The organism is Micromonospora narathiwatensis (assembly GCF_900089605.1).
Taxonomy (GTDB): domain Bacteria; phylum Actinomycetota; class Actinomycetes; order Mycobacteriales; family Micromonosporaceae; genus Micromonospora; species Micromonospora narathiwatensis.
In genome coordinates this window covers 1,697,417-1,717,929 of the sequence record NZ_LT594324.1, presented here as the reverse complement: position 1 = coordinate 1,717,929, position 20,513 = coordinate 1,697,417, and the positions used below count along the sequence as shown (strand labels likewise).

Sequence of the window (20,513 nt, the reverse complement as noted above, 5' to 3'; positions counted from 1 at the left end):
GGTCGCAGGTGTCCCTGATGACGACGTTCGGCTTCGGCCGGGAACTGGTGGACCGGGCGGAGGGCGCCTGGGTCCACATGCGCGACGGCAGTCGGGTGCTGGACCTCTCCGGCGGGGTCGGCGTGCTCAACCACGGCCACAACCACCCCCGGATCCTCGCCGCCCGGGCCCGGTTCGCGCAGCAGCGGCGGATGGAGGTGCACAAGGCGTTCTTCTCTCCGTACGTGGCGGCGTTGAGCCACAACGTGGCCGAACTGCTGCCCGGCGACCTGTCGATCTCCTACTTCCCCAACTCTGGGGCGGAGGCGAACGAGGGCGCCGTCAAGATGGCGTACAAGTACCACGACGGCCGACGGAACACGATCCTGCGCGCCGACATCAGCTTCCACGGCAAGACGCTCGGCGCGGGCAGCCTGACCGGGTCGGCGGAGAACCACTTCCGGTTCCCGGGGCTGCCCAACGCGGTGGTGTACCCGTACGGCGACGTCGCGGCGGTGCGGGCGGCGGTGGAGGCCACCCGCCGCCCGGACGGCGGCTGCGACGTGTACGCGCTGCTGGTGGAGCCGTACAGCGCGTCGAGCCTGCGCTGCTGGTCGGAGTCGGCGCTGCGGGAACTGCGGCAACTGTGCACCGACGAGGACATCGTGTTGATCTTCGACGAGGTCTACACCGGCTGGGGCAAGACCGGCAGCCTGTTCTACTTCATGCGCCACGACGGCCTGCTGCCGGACATCCTCACCTACTCGAAGTCCCTCGGCGGCGGCAAGGCGTCCATCTCCGGGTACACGGCGCGGGAACGGCTGTTCCGCAAGGCGTACGACCGGCTCTCCGACGTGATCCTGCACAGCACCACCTACTACGGGTTCGGCGAGGAGACCGCGACCGCGATCGAGGCGGTCAACGTGGTCGTCGACGACGACTTCCCGGGCCGGGCCCGGCAGGTGGAGGCGATCCTCGCACCCGGCCTGGAAAGCATCCGCGCGAACCACCCGGACGCGGTGGACCGCGTCGCCGGGGTGGGCTCGCTGTACGGCGTGTTCCTCAACAGCGGCCCGAAGCTGCTGGAGCTGGCCGGCAAGCTGGTGCCGGGGTTCACCCGCGACCCCCGCTTCGGCACCAAGCTCATCACCCTGTCGGTGATCGCGCACCTCTACCGCGAGCACAAGATCATGACGTACTACAGCCCGAACGTCGAGAACCCGCTCATGGTCGCCCCCACCCTCGTGGTCGAACCGGCCGACCTGGAGTACTTCCTGGAAGCACTGGACGCCACCCTGGCCCTGGGGCTGCGCCGGCTGCTCACCGGATTCGTCCGGGAGAAGGTCGGTGCCGCGTGGTAGGCGAGGGCCGCCCGGTCGTGGTGACCGGGGCGAGCGGCATGCTCGGCGGCTTCGTCGTCCGCCGGCTGCGCGACGAGGGCATACCCGTGCACGGCGTGGACCTGCGCGCCCCCGCCGAGGCCGGGGTACGCGCCACGGTGGCCGACGTGCGCGACCGGGCCGCGATGACCGCGGCGTTCACCGGGGCCGGCGCGGTCGTGCACTGCGCCGCCGCGCTGCCCAGCTACGCGCCGGACGAGATCCACTCGGTGATCGTGGACGGCACCCGCAACGTGCTGACCGCCGCCGCCGACGCGGGCGTGCCCCGCGTCGTGCACATCTCCACCACCGCCGTGTACGGGCTGCCCACGCTGGTGCCCACCCCGGAAACCCACCCCCGCGAGCCGGTCGACACCTACGGACGCGCCAAGGCCGCCGCGGAACAGGTGGCCGAGGAGTTCCGGGAACGCGGGCTCTGCGTACCGATGCTGCGGCCGAAGACGTTCCTGGGCCCCGGCCGGATGGGCCTGTTCGCCATGCTCTTCGAATGGGCGCACGAGGGACGCCACTTCCCCATGCTGGGCCGGGGCGACGTCCGCATCCAGATGTGCGCCGTCGAGGACCTCACCGAGTGCGTGCTCATCGCCCTGCGAGCCGACCCGGAACAGGCCAACGACACCTTCAACGTGGCCGCCGACCGGTTCGGCACGCTCCGGGAGGACTTCCAGTCCGTCCTCGACGCCGCCGGTCACGGCCGGCGGGTCATCGCCATCCCGGCCCGACCCGCCCTGCTCACCCTCCAACTGCTCGGCCGGGCCGGGCTGTCCCCGGTCTACGACCGACTCCTGCGCAAGCTCCTCGCCGACTCGTACGTCAGCACCGACAAGGCACGGCAACGGCTCGGGTTCACCCCCCGACACTCCAACCAGGACGCCCTCCTGCGCACGTTTCGGTGGTGGCAGGCCCAGCGGTCCCGAGGCGAGGCCCACCGGGCCGGCCGCACCAGCCGCGAGCCGTGGTCGCAGGGCGCGCTCCGCGTCGCGAAGGTCTTCTTCTGATGAACCCGGTCATCCACACCGGCCCGGCGGTCCGGACCACCGACCCGCAGTCCACCGACGCCAGCCGCGCCGGCACCCTGGTCGGCGCCCTGGTGCGGCTGGCCCGCCCCGAGCAGTGGCCCAAGAACGTCCTCGTCGTCTGCGTACCGTTGCTCGACCCGCTGTCCTGGAACGGCACCGCGCTGGCCAACCTGGGCGGGGCGATCGCCGCGTTCACCCTCGCGTCCACCCTCGTCTACGTCCTCAACGACCTCGTCGACCGGCGGCGCGACGCCCACAACCCGGGCCGGTGGCACCGCCCGCTCGCCTCCGGCCGGGTCACCCCACCTGCCGCGGTGCTGTTCGCCGCGGCGGTCGCGGTGCTGCTCGTCGGCGTGCTCGCCCTCCAGGCGGTGACCACCGTCTGGCCCGTGGCCGGGTACCTCCTGCTCAACGTCGCCTACTCCCTCGGCCTCAAACACGTTCCGCTGCTGGACGTCTTCCTCGTCGCCACCGGGTTCGTGCTCCGGCTCGTCTACGGGTATCTCGCCACCGGAGCCACGATTCCCGGCTGGCTGCTCACCGCCGTCTTCACCCTGTGCCTGCTGCTCACCCTCGGCAAGCGCCGCCAGGAACTGCACAGCACCGGCGTCGTCCACCGGCCCGCCCTGCGCGGATACACGGTCCCCCTCGTCGACCAGCTCATGCAGCTCTCCGCCACCCTCACCGCCGGCTGCTACCTGCTCTACCTGCGGGACGAGGCGCCCCTGGGCGACTACGCGTCGACCGCGCTGATCCTGCTGACCCCGATGGCCGTCTTCGGGCTGTTCCGCTACCTGCAACTCGTGCTGGTGCACAACGCCGGTGGCAGCCCGGTACGGGTGCTCGTCCGGGACCCCGCCCTGGTGACCAACACCGTCCTGTGGGCCGCCCTGTCCGGCGTGCTGCTGCTCGCCGCGCGGGGGCAGTGGTGACCGCCGACCCGTCGACCATGGCCGTCGACGAACCGGGGCCGGCGGCCGGGGAGGCGGGCGGTGCCCGGCCTCGGCGTCGGCGGTGGGTCACCTGGTTCGTGCTGGGCGCGTCCGGGGCGTGGCTGGTGTTCGTGGCGGCGCACCGGGGCCTGTCCGGCCGGGTCTGGTGGTGGAACCTGCCGGACCTGGCGCCGCCGCTGCTGTTCCTCGCCGTCCCGGTCCTGCTGCTCGCCGTGCTGCCACTGGCCCGGCCCGCCCGCAAGGTCGGCACGGCGCTGGTCGTCGGGGCACTCGTGCTCGGCTGGCCGTGCGCGGGCGTCAACGCCGCCGCGCTGTGGCACCGGCCCCCGCCGGCGCCGCCGGACGCGATCACCATCTTCTCCTGGAACACCTGGTACTGGGACCAGTTGGTCCGGACCGGCCCGGGTGGCGAGCCGATCCGCGACCCGGACCGGTTCTACCGGTACCTGCGGGCACAGGCCGCGGACGTCTACCTGCTCCAGGAGCAGCTCTACATCGACGGGCACGACTGGTCGCCGCTGCCGGTGACCGACCCGGACCGGGTACGCCGAGAGTTCCCCGGCTTCCACGTCGCGGTCTCCGGGGAACTGGTGACGGTGTCCCGGTTCCCGATCGTCCTGGACCGCCCCGTCGACCTGCGCCCCTGGCTGGCCCGACAGTGGCCGGACCTCCCGCCGGCCGACTCGCGGTTGCCCGCGTACCACACGGTCAAGACGCTCCGCACCGACCTGCTCGTCGCCGGCCGCGTGGTGTCCTTCTACAACGCTCACCTCTACGTACCGGTGGTCGGGCTGCCGGCCCGGGGCGGCGGCACCGGCGAGGACGCCCTGGCCCGGCAGGACCTGCGGGAGGCCAACTACCGGGCGGTGGCCGCCGACGTCGCCGACAATCCCCATCCGATCGTGCTCGCCGGCGACCTCAACACCTCGCCGGCCATGCGGCTGGTGCGTACGCTGCCGGACCGGCTGGTCGACGCCAGCGGCGCGCTCGACTCACTCTATCCGACCTCGTGGGCCCGCTACGGGCTGCCGCTGTGGCGGCTCGACTGGGTGTTCACCAGCGCGGACGTCGACGTGCACCGCTACCGGATGGTGCCCCAGGGCGGCCTGTCGGACCACAACGGACAGCTCGTCGTCGTGTCGATCCGACCCTGTCGAGAAAGGACGCTGTGTCGATGAACCACCCGGACCAGCGGTACGACCTCACCGTCGCGCTGACCTACTACACCCCGTACATGAGCGGGGTGACCCACACGGCCCGTACCGTCGCCGAGGGGATGGCGGCGCGCGGCTGGCGGGTGGCGGTGGTGGCGAGCCAGCACGACCGGTCGACGCCGCGCCGCGAGGCCCTCAACGGGGTGGACGTGTACCGGTCCCCCGTGCTCGGCCAGATCACCCGGGCGCAGATCAGCCCGGCGTACCCGATCGAGGCAGCGCGGATCGCGCGCCGAGCCGACCTGCTCTACCTCAACCTGCCGATGGCCGAGGCGGCGCTGCTGGCCCGGCTCGCCCGACCCACCCCGATCGTCAGCATGCTGCACATCGACCTGTACCTGCCGCCCGGTCCGCTCAACCGGATCGCGGTCGCCGCGTCCGACGTCACGTCCTGGGCCGCGCTGCGCCGCTCCGCGGCCGTGGTCACCAACAGCGAGGACCAGGCCCACGCGTCGAAATTCTGGCCGCTGGTGCGGAAGCGGGAGTTCCGCCCGATCCCCGCCCCGTGCCTCGACCGCCGGGGCGGACGGCCGCGTTACCGCGGCACCGACGGCCTGCACGTCGGGTTCCTGGGCCGCATCGTCGAGGACAAGGGGATCCCATACCTCGTCCGGGCCTTCCGACGGATCACCGACCCCGACGCCCGGCTGCTGATCGGCGGCAACTACCGGACCGTGATGGGCGGCGACAACCTGGCGGACATCCGTACGGAGATCGGCGCGGACAGCCGCATCCGGCTCCTCGGCGAGCTGCGCGGCCAGGAGATCGCCGACTTCTACGCCTCGATCGACGTGTTCGCGCTGCCGTCCGTGGCGGAATCGTTCGGCATCGTGCAGGCCGAGGCGATGATGTGCGGCGTGCCGTCGGTCACCACCGACCTGCCCGGCGGACGCTATCCCGTCCTGGCGACGCAGTTCGGCGCGCTGGTGCCGCCCCGGGATCCGGCGGCGCTGCACCGGGCGATCCTGGAGCTGGCGGCCGCCCCGGCGGACTGGCGGGAGGCCAAGGCCCGGGAGGCGCGGAAGCTCTTCGCGGCCGAACGGAGCCTGGACGAGCACGAGGAGCTGTTCAACCTGGTACGGGAGCGGACCGCACGGCGGGTGCGGTGACCGGACACCGGCCGGACCGGCGTGCGGGGCCGGCGTCGGGGCGCCTCGCCGGGTGGCTCGCCTCGATAGGCTGACCGGATCGGTTCGGCGGCCGACGCCGGCCATGTTCCAGGAGGAGCCGCGCAGATGACCGGTGGTGGCCGACGTACCGGTCGGGGGCCCGCGGCCGGGTCGGAGCGGGACGCGTGCCTGGCGGCGATCGCCCGTGCCGCCAGCGCCGACGCCGGTGGAGTTCCGGTGGACCTGCTCGGTGACTACCTGTGGCTGCTCGCCGAGGCGGCGGTGACCGGGCGCCGGCCCCGGCGCGCCGAACTCGACGCGGTGGGCGTGCTGGGGCGGCGCGCCGCCGAGCAGGGCGTGTCGGCGGGACGGGCGGTCCGGCTGTACCTGTCGGCGGCCCGGCGGCTGTGGCAGCAGCTGCCCCAGTTGACCAGCTCCACCGACAGCGAGGTGGTACGCGCGTCGGCCGAAGCGGTGCTGCACGTCGTCGACAGCGCGGTGGCCACTCTCGCCGAGGGCTACGCCGTGGCCCGCCGGGAGCTGGTCCGACGGGAGGAGACGCTGCGCCGGGAACTCGTCGACGACCTGCTGCGCGGCGACTCCGACCTGGGTGGCCTGGTGGAGCGCGCCGAGCCGTTCGGACTGGACCTGGCCCGGGTGCACCAGGTGGCGCTGGCCGCGCCGCGTCGGCGTCTCCCGGACACCGACGCGGCCATCAGCGCGTTGGAAGGCGTCATCTTCGACCGGCTCGGTGACCGCGACGTGCTGGTGGCGACGAAGGAAGGGTTGCTCGTGGTGATCGCGCCCGCCGACGCGGTCGCGCCCGACCGGGGCGTACGCGGGCGGGAGTCGTCCGGCGACCTCGGGCGGCTGATGCACGCCGAGTTGGACCGCCTGCCGCGCGGCGGCCCGTGGCAGGTGGCGGTCGGCCGCCCGCACCCCGGCCTGTACGGCATCGCCCGTTCCTATGAGGAGGCCCGCGAGGCGTTGATGACGGCGCAGCGGCTGAACGCCGACACGCCCGTCATCGACGCCCGCGACCTGCTCGTCTACCGCGTCCTGTTGCGGGATCAGCCCGCCATCGTGGATCTCGTCCAGGCGGCGCTCAGCCCGCTGCGTCACGCCCGCGGCGGGGCCCAGCCGTTGCTGGACACCCTGGACGCGTACTTCGCCGCCGGCGGGGTCGCCACCGACGCCGCCCGCCGGTTGCACGTGTCCGTCCGCACGGTCACCTACCGGCTGGACCGGATCAGGACGCTCAGCGGGTACGACCCGAACGACCCGCGCGACCGGTTCACGTTGCAGACCGCGGTGTACGGCGCGAGGGCGTTGGACTGGCCGCGCCAGCCGCTGCCCGGCCCCGCGTCGTAGCGGCCGGAGCCTCGTCAGCTGCCCTGGTCGCCGGCGAGCACGTCGAGCAGGCCCAGCAGGCCGGCCAGCGTGACCGCCTCCGACCGGGTGAGGCGGAGGCCGTTGGTCTTGTCCGGGTCGTCCAGGTCGTCGTAGAAGACGTCCCGGCGGTCCAGTCCGCGGTATTCGATCACCCCGACCCGGCGACCCTGCTCGGTGGTGAAGGTGTGTCGGATCCCGATACCGGGCAGTGGGGTGTGTTCGATCTTCATTGGTGCTCCGTACGGGAGGGGTGGTGGGGCCGCGCGGGGTGCGGCCGGTCGGCCGGCGGCCCGGCCGGGTGGCTCGGGGCGGCGGCACGGACCGGGGGTGGGGAAGGCGGACGGTGCGCTCAGGCGAGCAGGCCCGGCGGCGCCCGGTCGGCCGACCGGGCCGGGACGCATCCCGGGACGGCCCTCGTCAGCCGGACCACGCCGCACAGGCCCATCGTGCGCCGGGCCTGCCGGAGCGCGGTGAGCACGGCCACCACCACGAGCATCGCCAGCGCGGTACGCGAAGCGACGTCGAGTCGGGGCCGAAGGTCTGCCATGCGGCCCACCATAACCCTATGGCCGGCGCCCCGTCGCCGCCCTTCGCCCCGGTTGCCGCGGCCGGCTCACCGGCGAGCCTCCGCTCCCGGCAGATCGCCGGTGGCCGGCAATCAAGACGCCGGAAGTTGGCCGGTCGCAGGCCATGTCGGTCCGTCGCTTCCGACCGACCCTGGAGGTTCGACAGGGTTCCTGACCGGCGAGGGGGTGGGTGATGACGACCAGCCAGGTGGCTCCGCCACCGGTGCCGGCCGATCGCCGCGGCCTCGCGGTCGGCCGGCGCGAGCGGACCTCGACGACCTGGCGTCGCCGGTGCGCGGCCCGTCGGCCCGCGTCCCGCCGGCCGACGCTTCGGCGCCTGCGCCACCGGCCCCTGTCCCGCCGCCCGGCGCCGATCGGCGCGCCGGGCACCGTCAGCGGCTGACCGGCGCCGGTTGAGTGCGGCCCGTCCGGTCCGCGCGCTCCCGCCAATTCCCACGTCGCCCCGCGTCGGGGCGGCGGCATCGTCATATCCACTGTGGAAGAAGAGGTCAGCATGCCCGTCGCTCAGGCCCCCACCGGTCACCCGTTGGACACCGCTGGCGCCGTCTCCGCCCGCACCGGCTCCGACGCCCCGGCCACCATCCGGCCCAGCCCGATCGCCGTCGACCTCGGCAGCGGTCAGTTGCGGATCCGGCTGGGCGGCCACGAACCGCTCACCACCCTGGTCGCGGACCGGTCGGCCCGGCGGCATCCGCTGGTGCGGCGGGGCCGCCTAATCGACGGCCGCGGATGTGTCACGGCGCTGTCCCAACTGCTGCGACAGCACCGGGTCGGCGTGCCGGCCCGGCCACTGGTCGTGGTGTGCCGTCCGTTGCTGGCCACCACGGCCGACCAGGACACCACCCGGCGCGTCCTCGACGCCGTCTTCGCGCCCGCGCGGCTGCTGTTCATCGACACCGTACGCGCCGCCGCCATCGGCGCCGGGGCGGGTGCCGGCACCCTGCTCGTCGCCGACGTCGGCGCCCAGCTCACCGAGGTGGCCGTCCTGCGGGACAGCCAGGTCGTCGCCGGCCGGCGGGCGAACCTCGGCACCGGCGATCTCGCCGACAGGGCCACCGTCGACGTGCTCGCCGACCGGCTCGCCCGCCTGCTGCGGGACCTGACCCACGGGCCCCAGGCGGTACCGGGGGCCACCGCCGCCCTGGCCCGCGGGCTGGTGCTGGTCGGGGACGGAGCCACCCGTCCTGACCTGCGAGACCGTCTCGCCGCGATGACGGGAGCCCCGGTGCACCGGGCCGCGGGTCCCCGCACCGCCGCGCTGACCGGTGCGAGCCTGGCCGCGGCCGCTGCGGCGCGCCACCCCGCCGTCGGCGACTGAGCCGAGCCCCGGCCGCCCCGCCACCTTTCGTACCGGCCCCGCTCCGACGCCCCCCATGGAAAGGTACCCACGCCATGACCGACACGCTCCACAGTCGAACCGCCGCCCTGCGCGACATCCTCGAACGACAGTTCCAGACGCACACCGGTCAACTCCTCGAACTCACCGCGTACAGCCGGGAGCCCGGCCACGGTGGCCACGACCCCGACACGTTGCGGGCGCTCATGGAAACCGCCCGCCAGGGCATCGCGGACAGCGCGGGGGCGCTGCGGCGCATGTCCGAGGGCACCTACGGGTGCTGCGAGGGCTGCGGCGCGGAGATCCCGGTCGCCCGGCTGGAGATCCGGCCGTCGGCCCGGTACTGCGTTCCCTGCCAGGAGCGACAGCCGCGCTGAACGTCCCCGCCGGCCCGGATCACCACCGGCCGGCCACCGGGACGCCCCGTGCAGGTCAGTCCGCCAGCGCCGCGCTGATCGCGCGTACCTGCCCCGGCGCGACCGACCGCCAGTAGTGGCCGTCGTGGCAGCCGGTGGTGATCTCCACGGCGGACGGGTCGGGCAGCCGGTCACGCAGCGTACGGACCGCCTCGGTGAACGGGTCGGCCGCGCCGATCGCGATGCGCACCGGCAGGCCGGCGAACTCGCCCGCCCGGGCGGTCACGTCGTACCGGGCCCACTCGTCGGCGCTGTCGAAGGCGCCCGCGTTGACCCGCCTGGCGTCGGCGTACGAGTGGAAGATCGCCGGCGAGGTGGCGACCACGGCCCGGAACCGGTCAGGGTGGGTCAGCGCGGCGAGCAGCGCGCCGTACCCGCCCATCGACCAGCCGGCCACGGCGACCCGGTCGGTACGCAGCCCCCGCTCGGCGAGCAGCGGCAGGAACTCGTCGACGAGCATGCCGAGCGGGTCGTCGTCCGAGTGCGGATGCCAGTAGCCGTTCCCGCCGTCCGGGGCGGCGAGGGCGAACGGGGCCGCGCCGTGCGGCAGTGCGCCGGCCAGGAACTCCGGGTAACCGGCCGAGGCGACGGCGGCGCCGGCGTCCGACGCGTACCCGTGCAGGGCCAGGCAGACGGGCAGCCGCGCGCCCGGGGCGTACCCGGGTGGGTAGGCGATGGCGAAGCCGACCTGCCGGCGCCGGGCCGCGGAGCGGAAGCTGCCGGTGACCGGCGGCGGCGCGGGGGCGCGCGGCGCGTCCGGCGGCCGGGCGTCGCAGCGGCCGAGCGTGCGGCTCAACACCGACCGGCCCGGCAGCACCTCGGCGTCGACCAGGGCGACGGCGCCCGCGCCGACCCCGGCGATCCCCGCCGCGGCACCGAGGGACCGGAGCAGTCGGCGTCGGGTCAGCGGCATCCGGTCACGGTAGCCGGTCCAGCGGGTCCGGCAACATGTCCAGGGTGGGCGCGAGCTGCGAGTGCAGCGGCGTGGGCAGCGCGTCGCGGGTGTACCAGCCGATCCGGTCGAACTTGTGCGGCTCGCCGATGGTCACCGTCGCCGGGTCGACCCGGACCGCGAACACCACCGCCACCCAGTGCGACGGCGGGTCCTCGCGCAGCACGTTGCGTACCCCGAGCAGGCTGATCGCCAACGGCGCGGTGGCGTACTCCTCGTGCAGCTCGCGGGCCACCGCGGCCTCGAACGTCTCACCGAACTCCAGCGCGCCCGCGCCGGTGTCCCAGGTGCCCGGTTCGTCGCGGGCGCCGGCGCCGCGCCGGGCCAGCAGCAGCCGGCCGGAACCGTCGTGACAGACGAAGACACAGGACACCAGGGGGGTACGTGGCGGCACCGGCTCATTCTGCCCGGTCGGTCCTCGCGGCCGGCGCGGCACCGGCCGATCAGCGGCCGTCGACCGCCAGCCCGACCGACGGCTGTTACCCGGCGGTTACGCCACCGCGAAGCCGCTGTGGCACGGCCGGTCGACCGTCGGAGCGGGACCACCGGAGCGGTCCCGCCACACCATCGGGAGGACACGATGAGACTGAGGAGAACACTGCTGGCGCTGGTCATGGTGGTCGGCGGGCTGCTCGCCGGCGCGGGCGGCGCCACGGCGGCCAGCCCGTACTGCGGGATCACCTGGGGCAGCACGGCGAAGGCGGGCGGCACGCTCAGCAGCGCGCCACTGATCGACGTCCGCACCGGGCAGCACGACTGCTGGGACCGGGTCGTCTTCGAGTTCGCCGGACCGGCGGACGGCTGGTCGGCCGGGTACGGCGAGGCGTACACCGAGGGGCAGGGGCTGGCCCTGTCCCCGTACACCGCCGGTGGCGCGCTGCTGCGCGTCTCGCTGCGGGCGCCCGCGTACGACGCCGGTCACGCGGCCACCGTGCCGTACCGCACCGGGGAGCACGCCGCGAACGCGCTGGGCTACCGGACGCTGCGGGACGTGGTCTTCGGCGGCAGCTTCGAGGGCTACACCACCTTCGCCGTGGGCGTACGCGCCCAACTTCCGTACCGGGTCTCCGTGCTCAGCGGCCCGGGTACGCACAGCCGGATCGTCCTCGACGTGGCCCACCAGTGGCAGCAGTGACCCCGCGCCGGTGACGGGGGCCGACCGGACCCCCATCACCGGCCGTTACGCCAGGATCCCGCGCCGGCGCGCCGGACTACGCTGAGTAGCGTCATGGAGGGCCGCGTGCTGGTCGTCGAGGACGATGCCTCCATCCGGGAGGTCACCGCCCTCGGTCTGCGCCGGTCCGGGTTCCGGGTGGACACCGCCGTGGACGGTCCGGCCGCCCTCGCCGCGTGGCGGGCCCGGCCGGTCGACCTGATCGTGCTCGACGTGATGCTGCCCGGCCTCGACGGGTTCGAGGTGTGCCGGGAGATCCGGCGGACCAGCCAGGTGCCGATCCTGATGCTGACCGCTCGCACCGACACCATCGACGTGGTCGTCGGGCTGGAATGCGGGGCCGACGACTACCTGCGCAAGCCGTTCGACCTGCCGGAACTGGTCGCGCGGGTGCGCGCCGTGCTGCGCCGGACGGTCGCGCCGGCCAGCGACACCACCGTGACGGCCGGGCCGCTGGAGATCGACCCGGCCCGGTTCGTGGCCCGCAAGGCGGGCCGGGAGCTGACCCTGACCGCGACCGAGTTCCGCCTGCTACTGGAACTGGCCCGGCGTCCCGGGCAGGTGTTCACCCGCGAACTGCTCCTCGACCGGGTCTGGGGGCACTCCTACCTCGGCGACTCCCGCCTGGTGGACGTGGCGGTGCAACGGCTGCGCGCCAAGGTGGAGGACGATCCCGGCGCCCCGACGCTGATCCGGACCGTACGCGGCGCGGGCTACAAGCTGTCGACGGGGTGACGGCGCGATGGTGACGGGTACGGTCGCACCCGGACGCCTACGGCGCCGGCTCGTCATCGCGTTCGTGCTCGTCGCCGGGGTCTCCGCCGGCGTCCTGGCCGGCGGGTCGTACCTGATGCTCCGGCAGGCCCGCTACGACGGCTCGCTGCAACGCGCCGCCGCCGACGCCCGCTACCAGCTCGTGCTCGCCGCGCAGTTCCTGCCGCTGACCGACGCCCGCCGGGCCGACCTGCTGGCCAGCTTCGAGCAGAACGGGCGGCACGTGCTGCTGGTCGCCGACGACACCCGGGCGTCCAACCCCCGGTACGCGCCGACGCCCGGCCGGGCCCTGCGGGCCAGCGTCGCCGCCGGGCAGCTCGGCTTCCAACGCTCCGCCGGCGACGCCGGGTCACACCTGCTGGTGGTCGGCGGACGGATCCCCGGCTCCGCCGCCGAGCTGTACGTGGTGACGGTGGAGGACGACCTCGTCGACGGCCTGAACCAGCTCCGTACGGCGTTGGCGGTTGGCTGGGCCGTTGTGGTGCTGCTCGCCGCCGGGGTGGGCAACACCCTCGCCCGGCGGACGCTGGAACCGGTCGGCCGGGCCAGCCGGGCGGCCCGGGCGGTCGCCGAGGGACTGCTGGACACCCGGCTGCCGGTACGCGGCCGGGACGAGTTCAGCGCCTGGGCCGCCTCGTTCAACGAGATGGCCGAGGCGCTGGAGACGAAGATCGAGGCGCTGTCCCGGGCCCAGGCCCGGGAGCGGCGGTTCACCGCCGACGTGGCGCACGAACTGCGTACCCCGGTCACCGCCCTGGTGGCGGCGGCGTCGCTGCTCGCCGACCAGCTCGACACGCTCCCCGCCGACGCCCGTCGCGCCGCCGAACTCCTCGTCACCGACGTGGTCCGGCTGCGCCGGCTCGTCGAGGAGCTGATGGAGATCTCCCGGCTGGACGCCGGACGGGAGGCCGTGTCGACCCAGCCCGTCGACGTCGTCGCGGTGCTGCGCGGGATCGTCGACGCGCGCGGCTGGGCCGACCGGGTGACCGTGGCCGGGGCGGCACCCGCGACCGCCACGGACCCCCGCCGCCTGGAACGGGTGCTGGCCAACCTGGTGTCCAACGCGATCGAGCACGGCGGCGACGAGGTACGGGCCGACGTCCGGCACGCCGGCGAATCGGTGATCGTCGAGGTCACGGACCGGGGGGCCGGCATCCCCGCCGAGCACCTGCCGCACCTGTTCGACCGCTTCTACAAGGTCGACCCGTCCCGCACCGGTCCCGGCAGCGGCCTCGGCCTGGCCATCGCGCTGGAAAACACCCGGCTGCTCGGCGGACGCCTGACCGTGCACAGCGAGGTCGGCCGAGGCACCCGCCTCCGCCTCGAACTGCCGGCCGACGGCGGAGGTGACCGATGCGACGCCTGATCACCCCGCTCGCGGCGCTGCTGCTGCTCGGCGCCGGCTGCGCCCCGACCCGGACCGGCACCCTCGGACCGGCCCCGGCCGGGTCCTCCCCGACCGGCGCCAGCCCCACGGGCACGACACCCGGCACACCCGCCCCCGGCACCTCGCCCGGCGGGCGAACACCGTCCCCGTCCGCCGACCCGACCGGCCCGGCCACCGCCGGTACGCCCACGCCGGACGGGACGATCACCGTGGAACTGTGGTTCACCCGCGACGGCGGGCTCGTGGCGACCCGGCGTACACGGGCCGCCACCCTGGCCACCTCCCGGCTGGCGCTCACCGAGCTGGCCGCCGGCCCGTCCCGCGCCGAGACCGCCACCGGCATGGGCACCCTGGTCCCGCCCGGCACGCAGGTGAGCCGCATCGTCGGCGGGGTCGCCACGCTGGTCGCGCCGACCGGCTTCGCCACCGGCGACGCGGCGACCGCCCGGCTCCGCCGGGCCCAGGTGGTCTGGACGCTGACGCAGTTCCCCTCCGTACGCCGGGTGGCCTTCGCCGGGGACGACGGCGCGCCGACCGGGCGCGACGACTACGCCGACCTGCTGCCGCCGATCGTGGTGACCGCCCCGGCGGTCGGCGACCGGATCACCAGCCCGGTCACCGTCACCGGGACCGCCGAGGTGTTCGAGGCGACGGTGAGCGTCCGGGTGTTGGACGCGGCGGGCCGGGAGATCGGCACCGCGTTCACCGTCGCCGCCTGCGGCTCCGGCTGCCGCGGTGGCTACCGGGTGAACGTCGGCTACCGGCGGGCCACCGCCGGACCGGGCACCGTCGAGGTGTACGAGGTGTCGGCCCGGGACGGTTCCCGGATCAACGTCGTGGCGGTTCCCGTAGTCATGGCGGCCAGTGGTTAGGCACTTCCCGACCGCGTCAGGGCAGCTTCTCGATCAGGTCGGCGGCGGTGGCCGCGCCGTCGGCCGAGCGGATCTGCCGGCCCAGTCGGGCCGCGGCGTCGCGGTGCGGACCGTCGGCGAGCATGCGCTCGATCGCGGCTCGGATGTCGCTGACCGAGGCGGACCTGCGCAACACGGTGGCGGCACCCTGCCGGGCGACGGCGGTGGCCACCGCGGGCTGGTCGCCGAGCGACGACATCGGGATGAGCACCATCGGCAGATCGTGCGCCAGCGCCTGCACGGTGGTGCTGTGACCGGCGTGCCCCACGACCAGGCTCACGGTCGGCAGGATCGGTGCGTGCGGCAGGAACTGGTGCACCTCGACGTTGGCCGGTGGGCGGATCTCGTCGGGCCGGATGCCGTGGCCGGTCGTGAGCACCACCCGCACAGGCAGCCCGGCGACCGCGTCCATGATCGACTGCAACACGGCCCGCTGGCCGACGTAGTAGATCGAGCTGAGGCTGACGAGGATCCGCGGCTGCCGTACGTGGGGCGTCGGGGCGGGCGTGCCGACCGGCCACACCGGGCCGGTGATCCGCGCGTTCGCGGGCAGCGCGGCGGCCTCGTCCAGCTCCGGCGCGGTGGCCACCAGGCTCAGCTCGCCGCGCCGCCACAGCCGCTCCGGCGGCATGCCCTTGGCCCGTGCGACCAGCCCGACCGGCCCCCGGGCCCAGCCTTTGCCACGCAGATAGCCGTACAGGGTGTGCATGAGCGAGACCTGCGGTACGCCGAGATCCTGCGCGGCCTGGATTCCGGCCAGCAGCATGCAGTCGACCACGGCGACGTCGGTCGGCTCGCGGCGCAGGGACTCGGCCACGTCCGCGCCCACGGCCTTCTCGGTGAACAGCCGCAGGTACTTCACGGCCCACTGCGGGCTGGTGGTACGCGCCACCGGCGACCACCCGGCGGCATGCCGGTACGGCTCGAATCGCAACCCGGCCGCCTCCACCGCCTCGCGTTGCCGGGGATGACCGAGCAGGCGAACCGCGTGCCCGCGCCGGTGGAGTTCGGCGGCGATGCCGAGCGCCGGCGGCACGTTGCCGCCGCCGTCCCAGGTGACGAACAACGATGACGTCATGGCGACTCTCCAAGGACCGCTGCGATGAGCTGCCGGACCCTGGCTTCGGCCTGTTCCCTGGGCAGCCGGCGATCTCGAATAAGAAGTTTCCACGTGTACAGGTCCGTCGCGATGACCAGCAGGTCGGTGACGGCGTCCCGCGCGTCGGACGGTCGGGCGGCGAGCATCGGCGCGAAGACCTCGGTGACCCAGTCACGATGCAGCACCCGCCCCTGCTCGGTCACCACGTAGGCCTTCGGATCGCGGGTCTCCTGGGCCAGGAGTCGCAGCATCACCTCGCCCCACTGCTCGTAGTGGTCGAACAGGGAGCGCACGGCGGCGTCGGTGTCGCCGACCGGGGAGCCCCGTTCGGCGGAGACCTGCTGCACGGCGTACGCCGCCGCCGCCTCGAACAGGGCATCCCGGCTGCCGAAGTGCCGCAGCACCGTCTGCACGCTGACCGCCGCGGACTCCGCCACGTCGTTGAGGACGATGTCCACCGACATCTGCTGCCGGGCCAGCGCCACCGTGGCGTCCAGGATGCGTTGCCGGGTCTGCGCCGCCGCGGCGGCGCGCGCCGTCTGGACGTAGGCCCGCTTGGCGTTCACATGCCCCAGTGAACGCCAACCCCTGCTTTCATGTCAATGGCACTAACGCGAAAATGACCCACCGGCCCCGCCGGCGGTGCACTGGTCGGCCGCGCCGCCCGATCCGCGGTCGTCTCGTCGGTGTCAGGGTACCGCCGCTACCCGGCGGCCCTGGGCGCTTCGTAGATCCACGACTCGGCCGCCCGCTCCACCCGGCGGTACTCCACGTTCTCCGTCGTTTCATGGGGCCCGTGCAGCTTGAGCTCGTACGTCAGCGGCGGGTCGTCCGCATCCGGCACGTCCCAGTTCATGCTCACCCCGTCGTACGGCCCGCCGCGCAGCCGCAACCTCACGATCGCCACGTTACTGAAGGTAGCGAAGCGACGGCCCGCGCGGGCGGGTTAGCGGAGCGCGGTCCACCTGCCGCCGCACGGTGTGCCCGGTCCAGCGACGGCCGGGCACCCGGGCGGCGGTCAACCCCGCAGTGGACGGCAGATCGAGACCGAGGCGGGATTCGAACCCGCGTACACGGTTTTGCGGACCGTTCCCTGGCCCCTCGGGCACTCGGTCGGGTGATGGCGGTGGCGCCCCCGGCTGGATTCGAACCAGCGACTTTCAGGTTCGGAACCTGATGCGCTCTCCGCTGCGCCACGGGGGCATGGGCGGGGGGCGGCGATCCCCGCCGTACGTACCCGGGGCGCGATTCGAACGCGCACTGCGCGGCACCTCATGCCGCTGCCTCCTGCCAGTTGGGCTACGAGGGCTCCGTGCTGCGAGCGGAGGACTCGAACCTCCAACTTTCCGTTCCAGAGACGGATGTGCTGCCAGTTGCACCAGCTCGCATGGCGACCGCCGAGCGGCGGACCGTGCCCCGACCAGGATTCGAACCTGGGCTCTCCGGTTTCGTAGACCGGCGCGCTCTCCGCTGCGCCACCGGGGCGGGCGACCGGCGCCCACCCCCGTCGGGCGCCGATCGTCTTCAACCCTTCACGCAGACCACCTGCTTGAGGTGCGCCACCACCTCGACCAGGTCCTCCTGCTGCGCCATCACCTGGGTGATGTCCTTGTACGCGCCGGGGATCTCGTCCACCACCCCGGCATCCTTGCGGCACTCCACGCCGGCCGTCTGCTGGGCCAGGTCCGCGGTGCTGTACGTCCGCTTCGCCTGCCCGCGCGACATCCGCCGCCCGGCCCCGTGCGAGGCCGAGCAGTACGCGTCCGGGTTGCCCCTGCCGCGCACGATGTACGACCCGGTGCCCATCGACCCCGGGATGATGCCCAGGTCGCCCCGGCCGGCCCGGATGGCGCCCTTGCGGGTCACCAGCACCTCCACCCCGTCGTACGTCTCCTCCGCCACGTAGTTGTGGTGGCAGCTGATCGGCTCGTCGTAGGTCACGTGCGGGAACTCGTCGCGCACCACCCCGCAGAGCAGGGCGAGCATGACGGCCCGGTTGCGGCGTGCGTACTCCTGCGCCCACCAGAGGTCGCGGCGATAGGCGTCCATCTCCGGGGTGCCGGCGAGGAACACCGCGAGGTCCCGGTCGGGCAGGTCGACGTTGTGCGGCAGGCCACGGGCCACCGCCATGTGCCGCTCGGCCAGTTCCTTGCCGATGTTGCGGGAGCCGGAGTGCAGCATCAGCCAGACCCGGCCGTCGTCGGGACCGCCGCGCTCCAGGCAGACCTCGATGAAGTGGTTGCCGCCACCGAGGGTGCCGAGCTGGCGCTGGGCCCGGGTCTCCAGCTGCGCCACCTTCCGGTCGAGGGTGGCGAAGCGCCGCCAGAAGTCGTCCCAGCCGCGCTGCTCCAGGCCACGGATCCGGCGCGGGTCGACCGCGTCGTCGCGCATGGCGAAGCCGACCGGGATGGCCGCCTCGATCGCCGTACGCAGCCCGGCGAGGTCGTCGGGCAGGTCGGCCGCGGTGAGCGAGGTGCGTACCGCCGACATGCCGCAGCCGATGTCGACGCCGACCGCGGCCGGCGAGACGGCCTGCCGCATCGCGATGACCGAGCCGACGGTGGCGCCCTTGCCGAAGTGCACGTCCGGCATGACGGCGACCCCCTGCACCCAGGGCAGCGCACCGATGTTGCGCAGCTGCCGGGCCGCCTGCTCCTCGATGGCGTACGGGTCGGTCCAGACCCGGACCGGCGCCCGGGTACCGGCCAGCGGGGTGAAACCCATCGTCGTCTCCTTGGTCTGTGATGATGTCCGAGCGGCTGGCCGGATTCGAACCGGCGATCTTCACCGTGGCGGGGTGACGCGCTGCCAGACTGCGCTACAACCGCGAGCGGCCCCGGGGCGGGACCGGCGTAGGCCGTACGGGACTCGAACCCGTAGCCTCCCGGGTGAGAACCGGGTGAGCTGCCAATTGCTCCAACGGCCCAGGGGAACGGCGGGGTTGCCGTCCCACAGAGTCCGGGACCGCGGAATCGAACCGCGTGTCTCTCGCGCCCAAGGCGAGCGGGTCAGCCAGCTCCCTCGTCCCGGATGCCCGGCCGACGCGCGGGCGCCGGTCGGGATCGTGCTCATGCCGTCCACTGTGGAGTTGAGAAGAAGCGACGCCGCCGGCCGGCGGCCGAGACGGGTGGAGCAGGGGCGACAGGATTCGAACCTGCAACCGTCGGGTTTGGAGTCCGGTGCTCTTCCGTTGAGCTACGCCCCTCGGACCCGGTGACGAAAAAGCCGCCCGGTCCCTGGTCGCGGGGCGGGCGGCTGCGCGTGTGTCGCGCCGGCGCTAGTCGCGCCACCACCCCGGTTGCCACCGCTGCCGTCGGCAGAGACCCAGTGTGCCTTCCGGCAGCAGGGCACCGCCGCGCGGCGTGGGCCGCTCGGCCTGGGTGCGGTTCTGCTGCGACACGGTGTGCTCCCTGGGTGTGTGGAACCGGTTGACGTTGCCCACTCAAGGTAGAGGCGCCGCCGGGGCACCGCAATGAATATTCAAACGCGGGCGTCAGCCGGTGCCGTCGCGCAGGCCGGCCAGGTGACGGCGACGGCCGCGGTGACGTGATCGGTGAGGGTGGCATGGGGGGCAGGTACCGCCTCGACTCCCTGCCGCAGTGCCGCGGACAGCACCGCAGCATCGAACGGGTCGTCAATCGGCCGCGCGACCGCGAGGGCGCCGGCCCCCCAATAGCTGTGCCTCGCGTCCGTACGGTCCGACGACCCAGGCTGTCGGATCCCGGCGGTAGCGGGCGGGGCGCGGACCGGCCGGTAGTGGGGTCAGCTCTGTCGACGGAAGTCCAGCATGTAGAAGACCTTGTCGTAGCGGCGCTGGCCGACGGCGACGAAATCAGCCAGGCGGCCGTATTCGGTGAAGCCCAGCGACCGGTAGAGGTGCAGGGCGTTGCTGTTGTCGCCACGGGCGTCCAGGGTGAGGACCTCGATACCCGCCCGCCTGGCGTCAGCGACCAAGGCAGCGGTCAGCGCCCGACCGATACCGCGCCCATGGGCGGCGGTGTCCACCGCGATCTTCTCCAGGTCGGCGTGCGGCCGGTGAGTCGGTCGGGCATAGCGCAGCCAGTACCCGAGCCCGACGAGCCGACGGTCAAGGTATGCGGCGCGCAGGGAGCCATCCCCGTTCCGCACCGCACGGAGGACGTGGCCGAGAAGTTCCGCCACGTCAGGGCGTGCGGGTGGTTCGATCCAGCCGAGCGCGGCGCCGCCGCGGACCAGGTCCGCCAGGATCCGATGGGCTGACTCCGTCAACCGGGCCCCAAGGTCCGGGTCGGAGGTCAGCTCCGTCGCGTCCAAGATGGCAAGCCCGGCTGGCCCGCTGCCGGCCATGGTCGTATTCACGGCAGAGACACCGTCCAGGCGCCTGCGGTCCGACCGACGCCCATCAGCGAAGCACCCGTTACTGGCCCAGCCTCCTAGCTGGCCTGGGCGACCGGGTGGCGCTTCATCTCCTCCATGAAGCGGAACTGCGCGGTCAGCTCGGCCAGCGTCGTGCCGGCCCGCCAGGCGTCGGCCACCTGCGCCACCTGGAGCAGGTCGGTGGCGTCACCGCGGGCCTGGACCTCGCCCGACACCCGCAGATCGATCATGAAATAGCGGGCCTGGGAGCCGAGCCCGACGCAGACGACGCCCCGGTCGGAACTCAGCTCGGCACCGGTGAACCGGGCCCGCCCCTGCTCGGGGGCGGTCACCTGGCCGAGGTCGAGCTGGTGCCGGGCGGCCGTCTCGACGAGCGCGGGGGCCAGACCGCCCCGCTCGACCAGATCCGGGTAGAGACGCACACCCAGGGCGCTCGACACGTCACTCATGACTGA

Annotated in this window: 22 protein-coding genes and 7 tRNA genes; 12 read left to right on the top strand and 17 right to left on the bottom strand. The window is 73.7% G+C overall.

The window, feature by feature from the left end; all coding sequences use genetic code 11:
* The first annotated feature begins 17 nt into the window (after positions 1-17).
* From GA0070621_RS07795 to GA0070621_RS07770, 6 genes are all read left to right on the top strand, one after another.
* Positions 18-1,340 (top strand): aspartate aminotransferase family protein, encoded by a 1,323-nt coding sequence (locus tag GA0070621_RS07795; protein ID WP_197674000.1) that lies wholly within the window; start codon positions 18-20, stop codon positions 1,338-1,340.
* A complete protein-coding gene (locus GA0070621_RS07790) occupies positions 1,334-2,377 on the top strand; it encodes an NAD-dependent epimerase/dehydratase family protein (RefSeq protein WP_269455445.1) in 1,044 nt (347 codons plus the stop codon). The genes GA0070621_RS07795 and GA0070621_RS07790 overlap by 7 nt, the downstream gene beginning before the upstream one ends.
* Positions 2,377-3,330 carry a UbiA prenyltransferase family protein gene (locus GA0070621_RS07785; RefSeq protein ID WP_091192686.1) on the top strand — a complete coding sequence of 318 codons (954 nt, stop codon included), beginning with the start codon at positions 2,377-2,379 and terminating at the stop codon, positions 3,328-3,330. Before GA0070621_RS07790 ends, GA0070621_RS07785 begins: the two co-directional genes overlap by 1 nt.
* The gene (locus tag GA0070621_RS07780) at positions 3,327-4,529 is read left to right on the top strand and encodes an endonuclease/exonuclease/phosphatase family protein (protein ID WP_157739881.1); all 1,203 of its coding nucleotides are present in this window, start codon (positions 3,327-3,329) and stop codon (positions 4,527-4,529) included. The genes GA0070621_RS07785 and GA0070621_RS07780 overlap by 4 nt, the downstream gene beginning before the upstream one ends.
* On the top strand, positions 4,526-5,674 hold the full coding sequence (locus GA0070621_RS07775) for a glycosyltransferase family 4 protein (protein WP_091192681.1): 1,149 nt from the start codon (positions 4,526-4,528) through the stop codon (positions 5,672-5,674). Before GA0070621_RS07780 ends, GA0070621_RS07775 begins: the two co-directional genes overlap by 4 nt.
* 126 nt (positions 5,675-5,800) lie before the next feature.
* Positions 5,801-7,045, top strand: coding sequence for a PucR family transcriptional regulator (locus GA0070621_RS07770; RefSeq protein ID WP_091192680.1), 1,245 nt, complete (start codon positions 5,801-5,803; stop codon positions 7,043-7,045).
* A 14-nt stretch (positions 7,046-7,059) separates the two neighbouring features.
* Here GA0070621_RS07770 and GA0070621_RS07765 read toward each other — a convergent pair whose 3' ends face one another.
* A complete protein-coding gene (locus GA0070621_RS07765; protein WP_091192678.1) occupies positions 7,060-7,296 on the bottom strand; it encodes a potassium transporter TrkA in 237 nt (78 codons plus the stop codon).
* Between the two features lie 119 nt (positions 7,297-7,415).
* A complete protein-coding gene (locus GA0070621_RS07760; RefSeq protein WP_091202155.1) occupies positions 7,416-7,613 on the bottom strand; it encodes a hypothetical protein in 198 nt (65 codons plus the stop codon).
* 533 nt (positions 7,614-8,146) lie between these two features.
* On the opposite strand from GA0070621_RS07760, the gene GA0070621_RS07750 reads away from it, so the two are divergent.
* A complete protein-coding gene (locus GA0070621_RS07750; protein WP_091192675.1) occupies positions 8,147-8,971 on the top strand; it encodes a rod shape-determining protein in 825 nt (274 codons plus the stop codon).
* 74 nt (positions 8,972-9,045) lie between these two features.
* Entirely contained in the window at positions 9,046-9,366 is a 321-nt protein-coding gene (locus GA0070621_RS31170; RefSeq protein ID WP_091192674.1) for a TraR/DksA family transcriptional regulator, read from the top strand.
* Between the two features lie 55 nt (positions 9,367-9,421).
* On the opposite strand, the gene GA0070621_RS07740 is transcribed toward GA0070621_RS31170, so the two are convergent.
* Both GA0070621_RS07740 and GA0070621_RS07735 read right to left on the bottom strand, forming a co-directional pair.
* Entirely contained in the window at positions 9,422-10,318 is an 897-nt protein-coding gene (locus GA0070621_RS07740) for an alpha/beta hydrolase (protein ID WP_091192672.1), read from the bottom strand.
* Positions 10,319-10,322: 4 nt separating this feature from the next.
* Positions 10,323-10,751 (bottom strand): NUDIX domain-containing protein, encoded by a 429-nt coding sequence (locus GA0070621_RS07735; RefSeq protein WP_231920991.1) that lies wholly within the window; start codon positions 10,749-10,751, stop codon positions 10,323-10,325.
* Positions 10,752-10,937: 186 nt separating this feature from the next.
* Between GA0070621_RS07735 and GA0070621_RS07730 the strand changes: the two genes are divergently transcribed.
* From GA0070621_RS07730 to GA0070621_RS07715, 4 genes are all read left to right on the top strand, one after another.
* Positions 10,938-11,492 carry an AMIN-like domain-containing (lipo)protein gene (locus tag GA0070621_RS07730; protein WP_091192668.1) on the top strand — a complete coding sequence of 185 codons (555 nt, stop codon included), beginning with the start codon at positions 10,938-10,940 and terminating at the stop codon, positions 11,490-11,492.
* Positions 11,493-11,585: 93 nt separating this feature from the next.
* On the top strand, positions 11,586-12,266 hold the full coding sequence (locus tag GA0070621_RS07725) for a response regulator transcription factor (RefSeq protein WP_091192666.1): 681 nt from the start codon (positions 11,586-11,588) through the stop codon (positions 12,264-12,266).
* A 7-nt stretch (positions 12,267-12,273) separates the two neighbouring features.
* Positions 12,274-13,671: a sensor histidine kinase gene (locus tag GA0070621_RS07720; protein WP_091192664.1), complete on the top strand. Its 1,398-nt coding sequence runs from the start codon at positions 12,274-12,276 to the stop codon at positions 13,669-13,671.
* Positions 13,659-14,564: a Gmad2 immunoglobulin-like domain-containing protein gene (locus tag GA0070621_RS07715; RefSeq protein WP_091192663.1), complete on the top strand. Its 906-nt coding sequence runs from the start codon at positions 13,659-13,661 to the stop codon at positions 14,562-14,564. The genes GA0070621_RS07720 and GA0070621_RS07715 overlap by 13 nt, the downstream gene beginning before the upstream one ends.
* Positions 14,565-14,580: 16 nt before the next feature.
* Here GA0070621_RS07715 and GA0070621_RS07710 read toward each other — a convergent pair whose 3' ends face one another.
* The 13 genes from GA0070621_RS07710 to GA0070621_RS07645 form a co-directional block, all read right to left on the bottom strand.
* On the bottom strand, positions 14,581-15,681 hold the full coding sequence (locus GA0070621_RS07710) for a nucleotide disphospho-sugar-binding domain-containing protein (protein ID WP_091192661.1): 1,101 nt from the start codon (positions 15,679-15,681) through the stop codon (positions 14,581-14,583).
* Positions 15,678-16,268, bottom strand: coding sequence for a TetR/AcrR family transcriptional regulator (locus GA0070621_RS07705; protein ID WP_091192648.1), 591 nt, complete (start codon positions 16,266-16,268; stop codon positions 15,678-15,680). The genes GA0070621_RS07710 and GA0070621_RS07705 overlap by 4 nt, the downstream gene beginning before the upstream one ends.
* Positions 16,269-16,405: 137 nt before the next feature.
* The gene (locus GA0070621_RS07700) at positions 16,406-16,609 is read right to left on the bottom strand and encodes a hypothetical protein (RefSeq protein ID WP_091192646.1); all 204 of its coding nucleotides are present in this window, start codon (positions 16,607-16,609) and stop codon (positions 16,406-16,408) included.
* A 137-nt stretch (positions 16,610-16,746) separates the two neighbouring features.
* Positions 16,747-16,817: transfer RNA gene (locus GA0070621_RS07695), tRNA-Cys, on the bottom strand.
* A 12-nt stretch (positions 16,818-16,829) separates the two neighbouring features.
* Positions 16,830-16,905: transfer RNA gene (locus GA0070621_RS07690), tRNA-Arg, on the bottom strand.
* 112 nt (positions 16,906-17,017) lie between these two features.
* A tRNA-Gln gene (locus tag GA0070621_RS07680) sits at positions 17,018-17,090 on the bottom strand.
* Between the two features lie 24 nt (positions 17,091-17,114).
* Positions 17,115-17,187, bottom strand: a tRNA-Arg gene (locus GA0070621_RS07675).
* A gap of 39 nt (positions 17,188-17,226) precedes the next feature.
* Positions 17,227-18,426, bottom strand: coding sequence for an RtcB family protein (locus tag GA0070621_RS07670; RefSeq protein ID WP_091192644.1), 1,200 nt, complete (start codon positions 18,424-18,426; stop codon positions 17,227-17,229).
* A 30-nt stretch (positions 18,427-18,456) separates the two neighbouring features.
* Positions 18,457-18,530: transfer RNA gene (locus tag GA0070621_RS07665), tRNA-Gly, on the bottom strand.
* A gap of 25 nt (positions 18,531-18,555) precedes the next feature.
* Positions 18,556-18,628 (bottom strand) — tRNA-Glu (locus tag GA0070621_RS07660).
* 207 nt (positions 18,629-18,835) lie between these two features.
* Positions 18,836-18,907 (bottom strand) — tRNA-Trp (locus GA0070621_RS07655).
* 557 nt (positions 18,908-19,464) lie between these two features.
* Complete coding sequence (locus tag GA0070621_RS07650; protein WP_231920990.1) at positions 19,465-19,995, bottom strand: GNAT family N-acetyltransferase; 531 nt, start codon at positions 19,993-19,995, stop codon at positions 19,465-19,467.
* Positions 19,996-20,114: 119 nt separating this feature from the next.
* Positions 20,115-20,507: a hypothetical protein gene (locus GA0070621_RS07645; RefSeq protein WP_091192642.1), complete on the bottom strand. Its 393-nt coding sequence runs from the start codon at positions 20,505-20,507 to the stop codon at positions 20,115-20,117.
* Positions 20,508-20,513: the final 6 nt, after the last annotated feature.

What these genes read in the sequence shown, in the direction of transcription:
- GA0070621_RS07795 (WP_197674000.1), top strand. Translation starts at nt 18, where the DNA reads ATGACGACGTTCGGCTTCGGCCGGGAACTGGTGGACCGGGCGGAGGGC.
- GA0070621_RS07785 (WP_091192686.1), top strand. Translation starts at nt 2,377, where the DNA reads ATGAACCCGGTCATCCACACCGGCCCGGCGGTCCGGACCACCGACCCG.
- GA0070621_RS07775 (WP_091192681.1), top strand. Translation starts at nt 4,526, where the DNA reads ATGAACCACCCGGACCAGCGGTACGACCTCACCGTCGCGCTGACCTAC.
- GA0070621_RS07770 (WP_091192680.1), top strand. Translation starts at nt 5,801, where the DNA reads ATGACCGGTGGTGGCCGACGTACCGGTCGGGGGCCCGCGGCCGGGTCG.
- GA0070621_RS07765 (WP_091192678.1), bottom strand. Translation starts at nt 7,296, where the DNA reads ATGAAGATCGAACACACCCCACTGCCCGGTATCGGGATCCGACACACC.
- GA0070621_RS07760 (WP_091202155.1), bottom strand. Translation starts at nt 7,613, where the DNA reads ATGGCAGACCTTCGGCCCCGACTCGACGTCGCTTCGCGTACCGCGCTG.
- GA0070621_RS07750 (WP_091192675.1), top strand. Translation starts at nt 8,147, where the DNA reads ATGCCCGTCGCTCAGGCCCCCACCGGTCACCCGTTGGACACCGCTGGC.
- GA0070621_RS31170 (WP_091192674.1), top strand. Translation starts at nt 9,046, where the DNA reads ATGACCGACACGCTCCACAGTCGAACCGCCGCCCTGCGCGACATCCTC.
- GA0070621_RS07740 (WP_091192672.1), bottom strand. Translation starts at nt 10,318, where the DNA reads ATGCCGCTGACCCGACGCCGACTGCTCCGGTCCCTCGGTGCCGCGGCG.
- GA0070621_RS07730 (WP_091192668.1), top strand. Translation starts at nt 10,938, where the DNA reads ATGAGACTGAGGAGAACACTGCTGGCGCTGGTCATGGTGGTCGGCGGG.
- GA0070621_RS07725 (WP_091192666.1), top strand. Translation starts at nt 11,586, where the DNA reads ATGGAGGGCCGCGTGCTGGTCGTCGAGGACGATGCCTCCATCCGGGAG.
- GA0070621_RS07720 (WP_091192664.1), top strand. Translation starts at nt 12,274, where the DNA reads ATGGTGACGGGTACGGTCGCACCCGGACGCCTACGGCGCCGGCTCGTC.
- GA0070621_RS07715 (WP_091192663.1), top strand. Translation starts at nt 13,659, where the DNA reads ATGCGACGCCTGATCACCCCGCTCGCGGCGCTGCTGCTGCTCGGCGCC.
- GA0070621_RS07710 (WP_091192661.1), bottom strand. Translation starts at nt 15,681, where the DNA reads ATGACGTCATCGTTGTTCGTCACCTGGGACGGCGGCGGCAACGTGCCG.
- GA0070621_RS07670 (WP_091192644.1), bottom strand. Translation starts at nt 18,426, where the DNA reads ATGGGTTTCACCCCGCTGGCCGGTACCCGGGCGCCGGTCCGGGTCTGG.
- GA0070621_RS07645 (WP_091192642.1), bottom strand. Translation starts at nt 20,507, where the DNA reads ATGAGTGACGTGTCGAGCGCCCTGGGTGTGCGTCTCTACCCGGATCTG.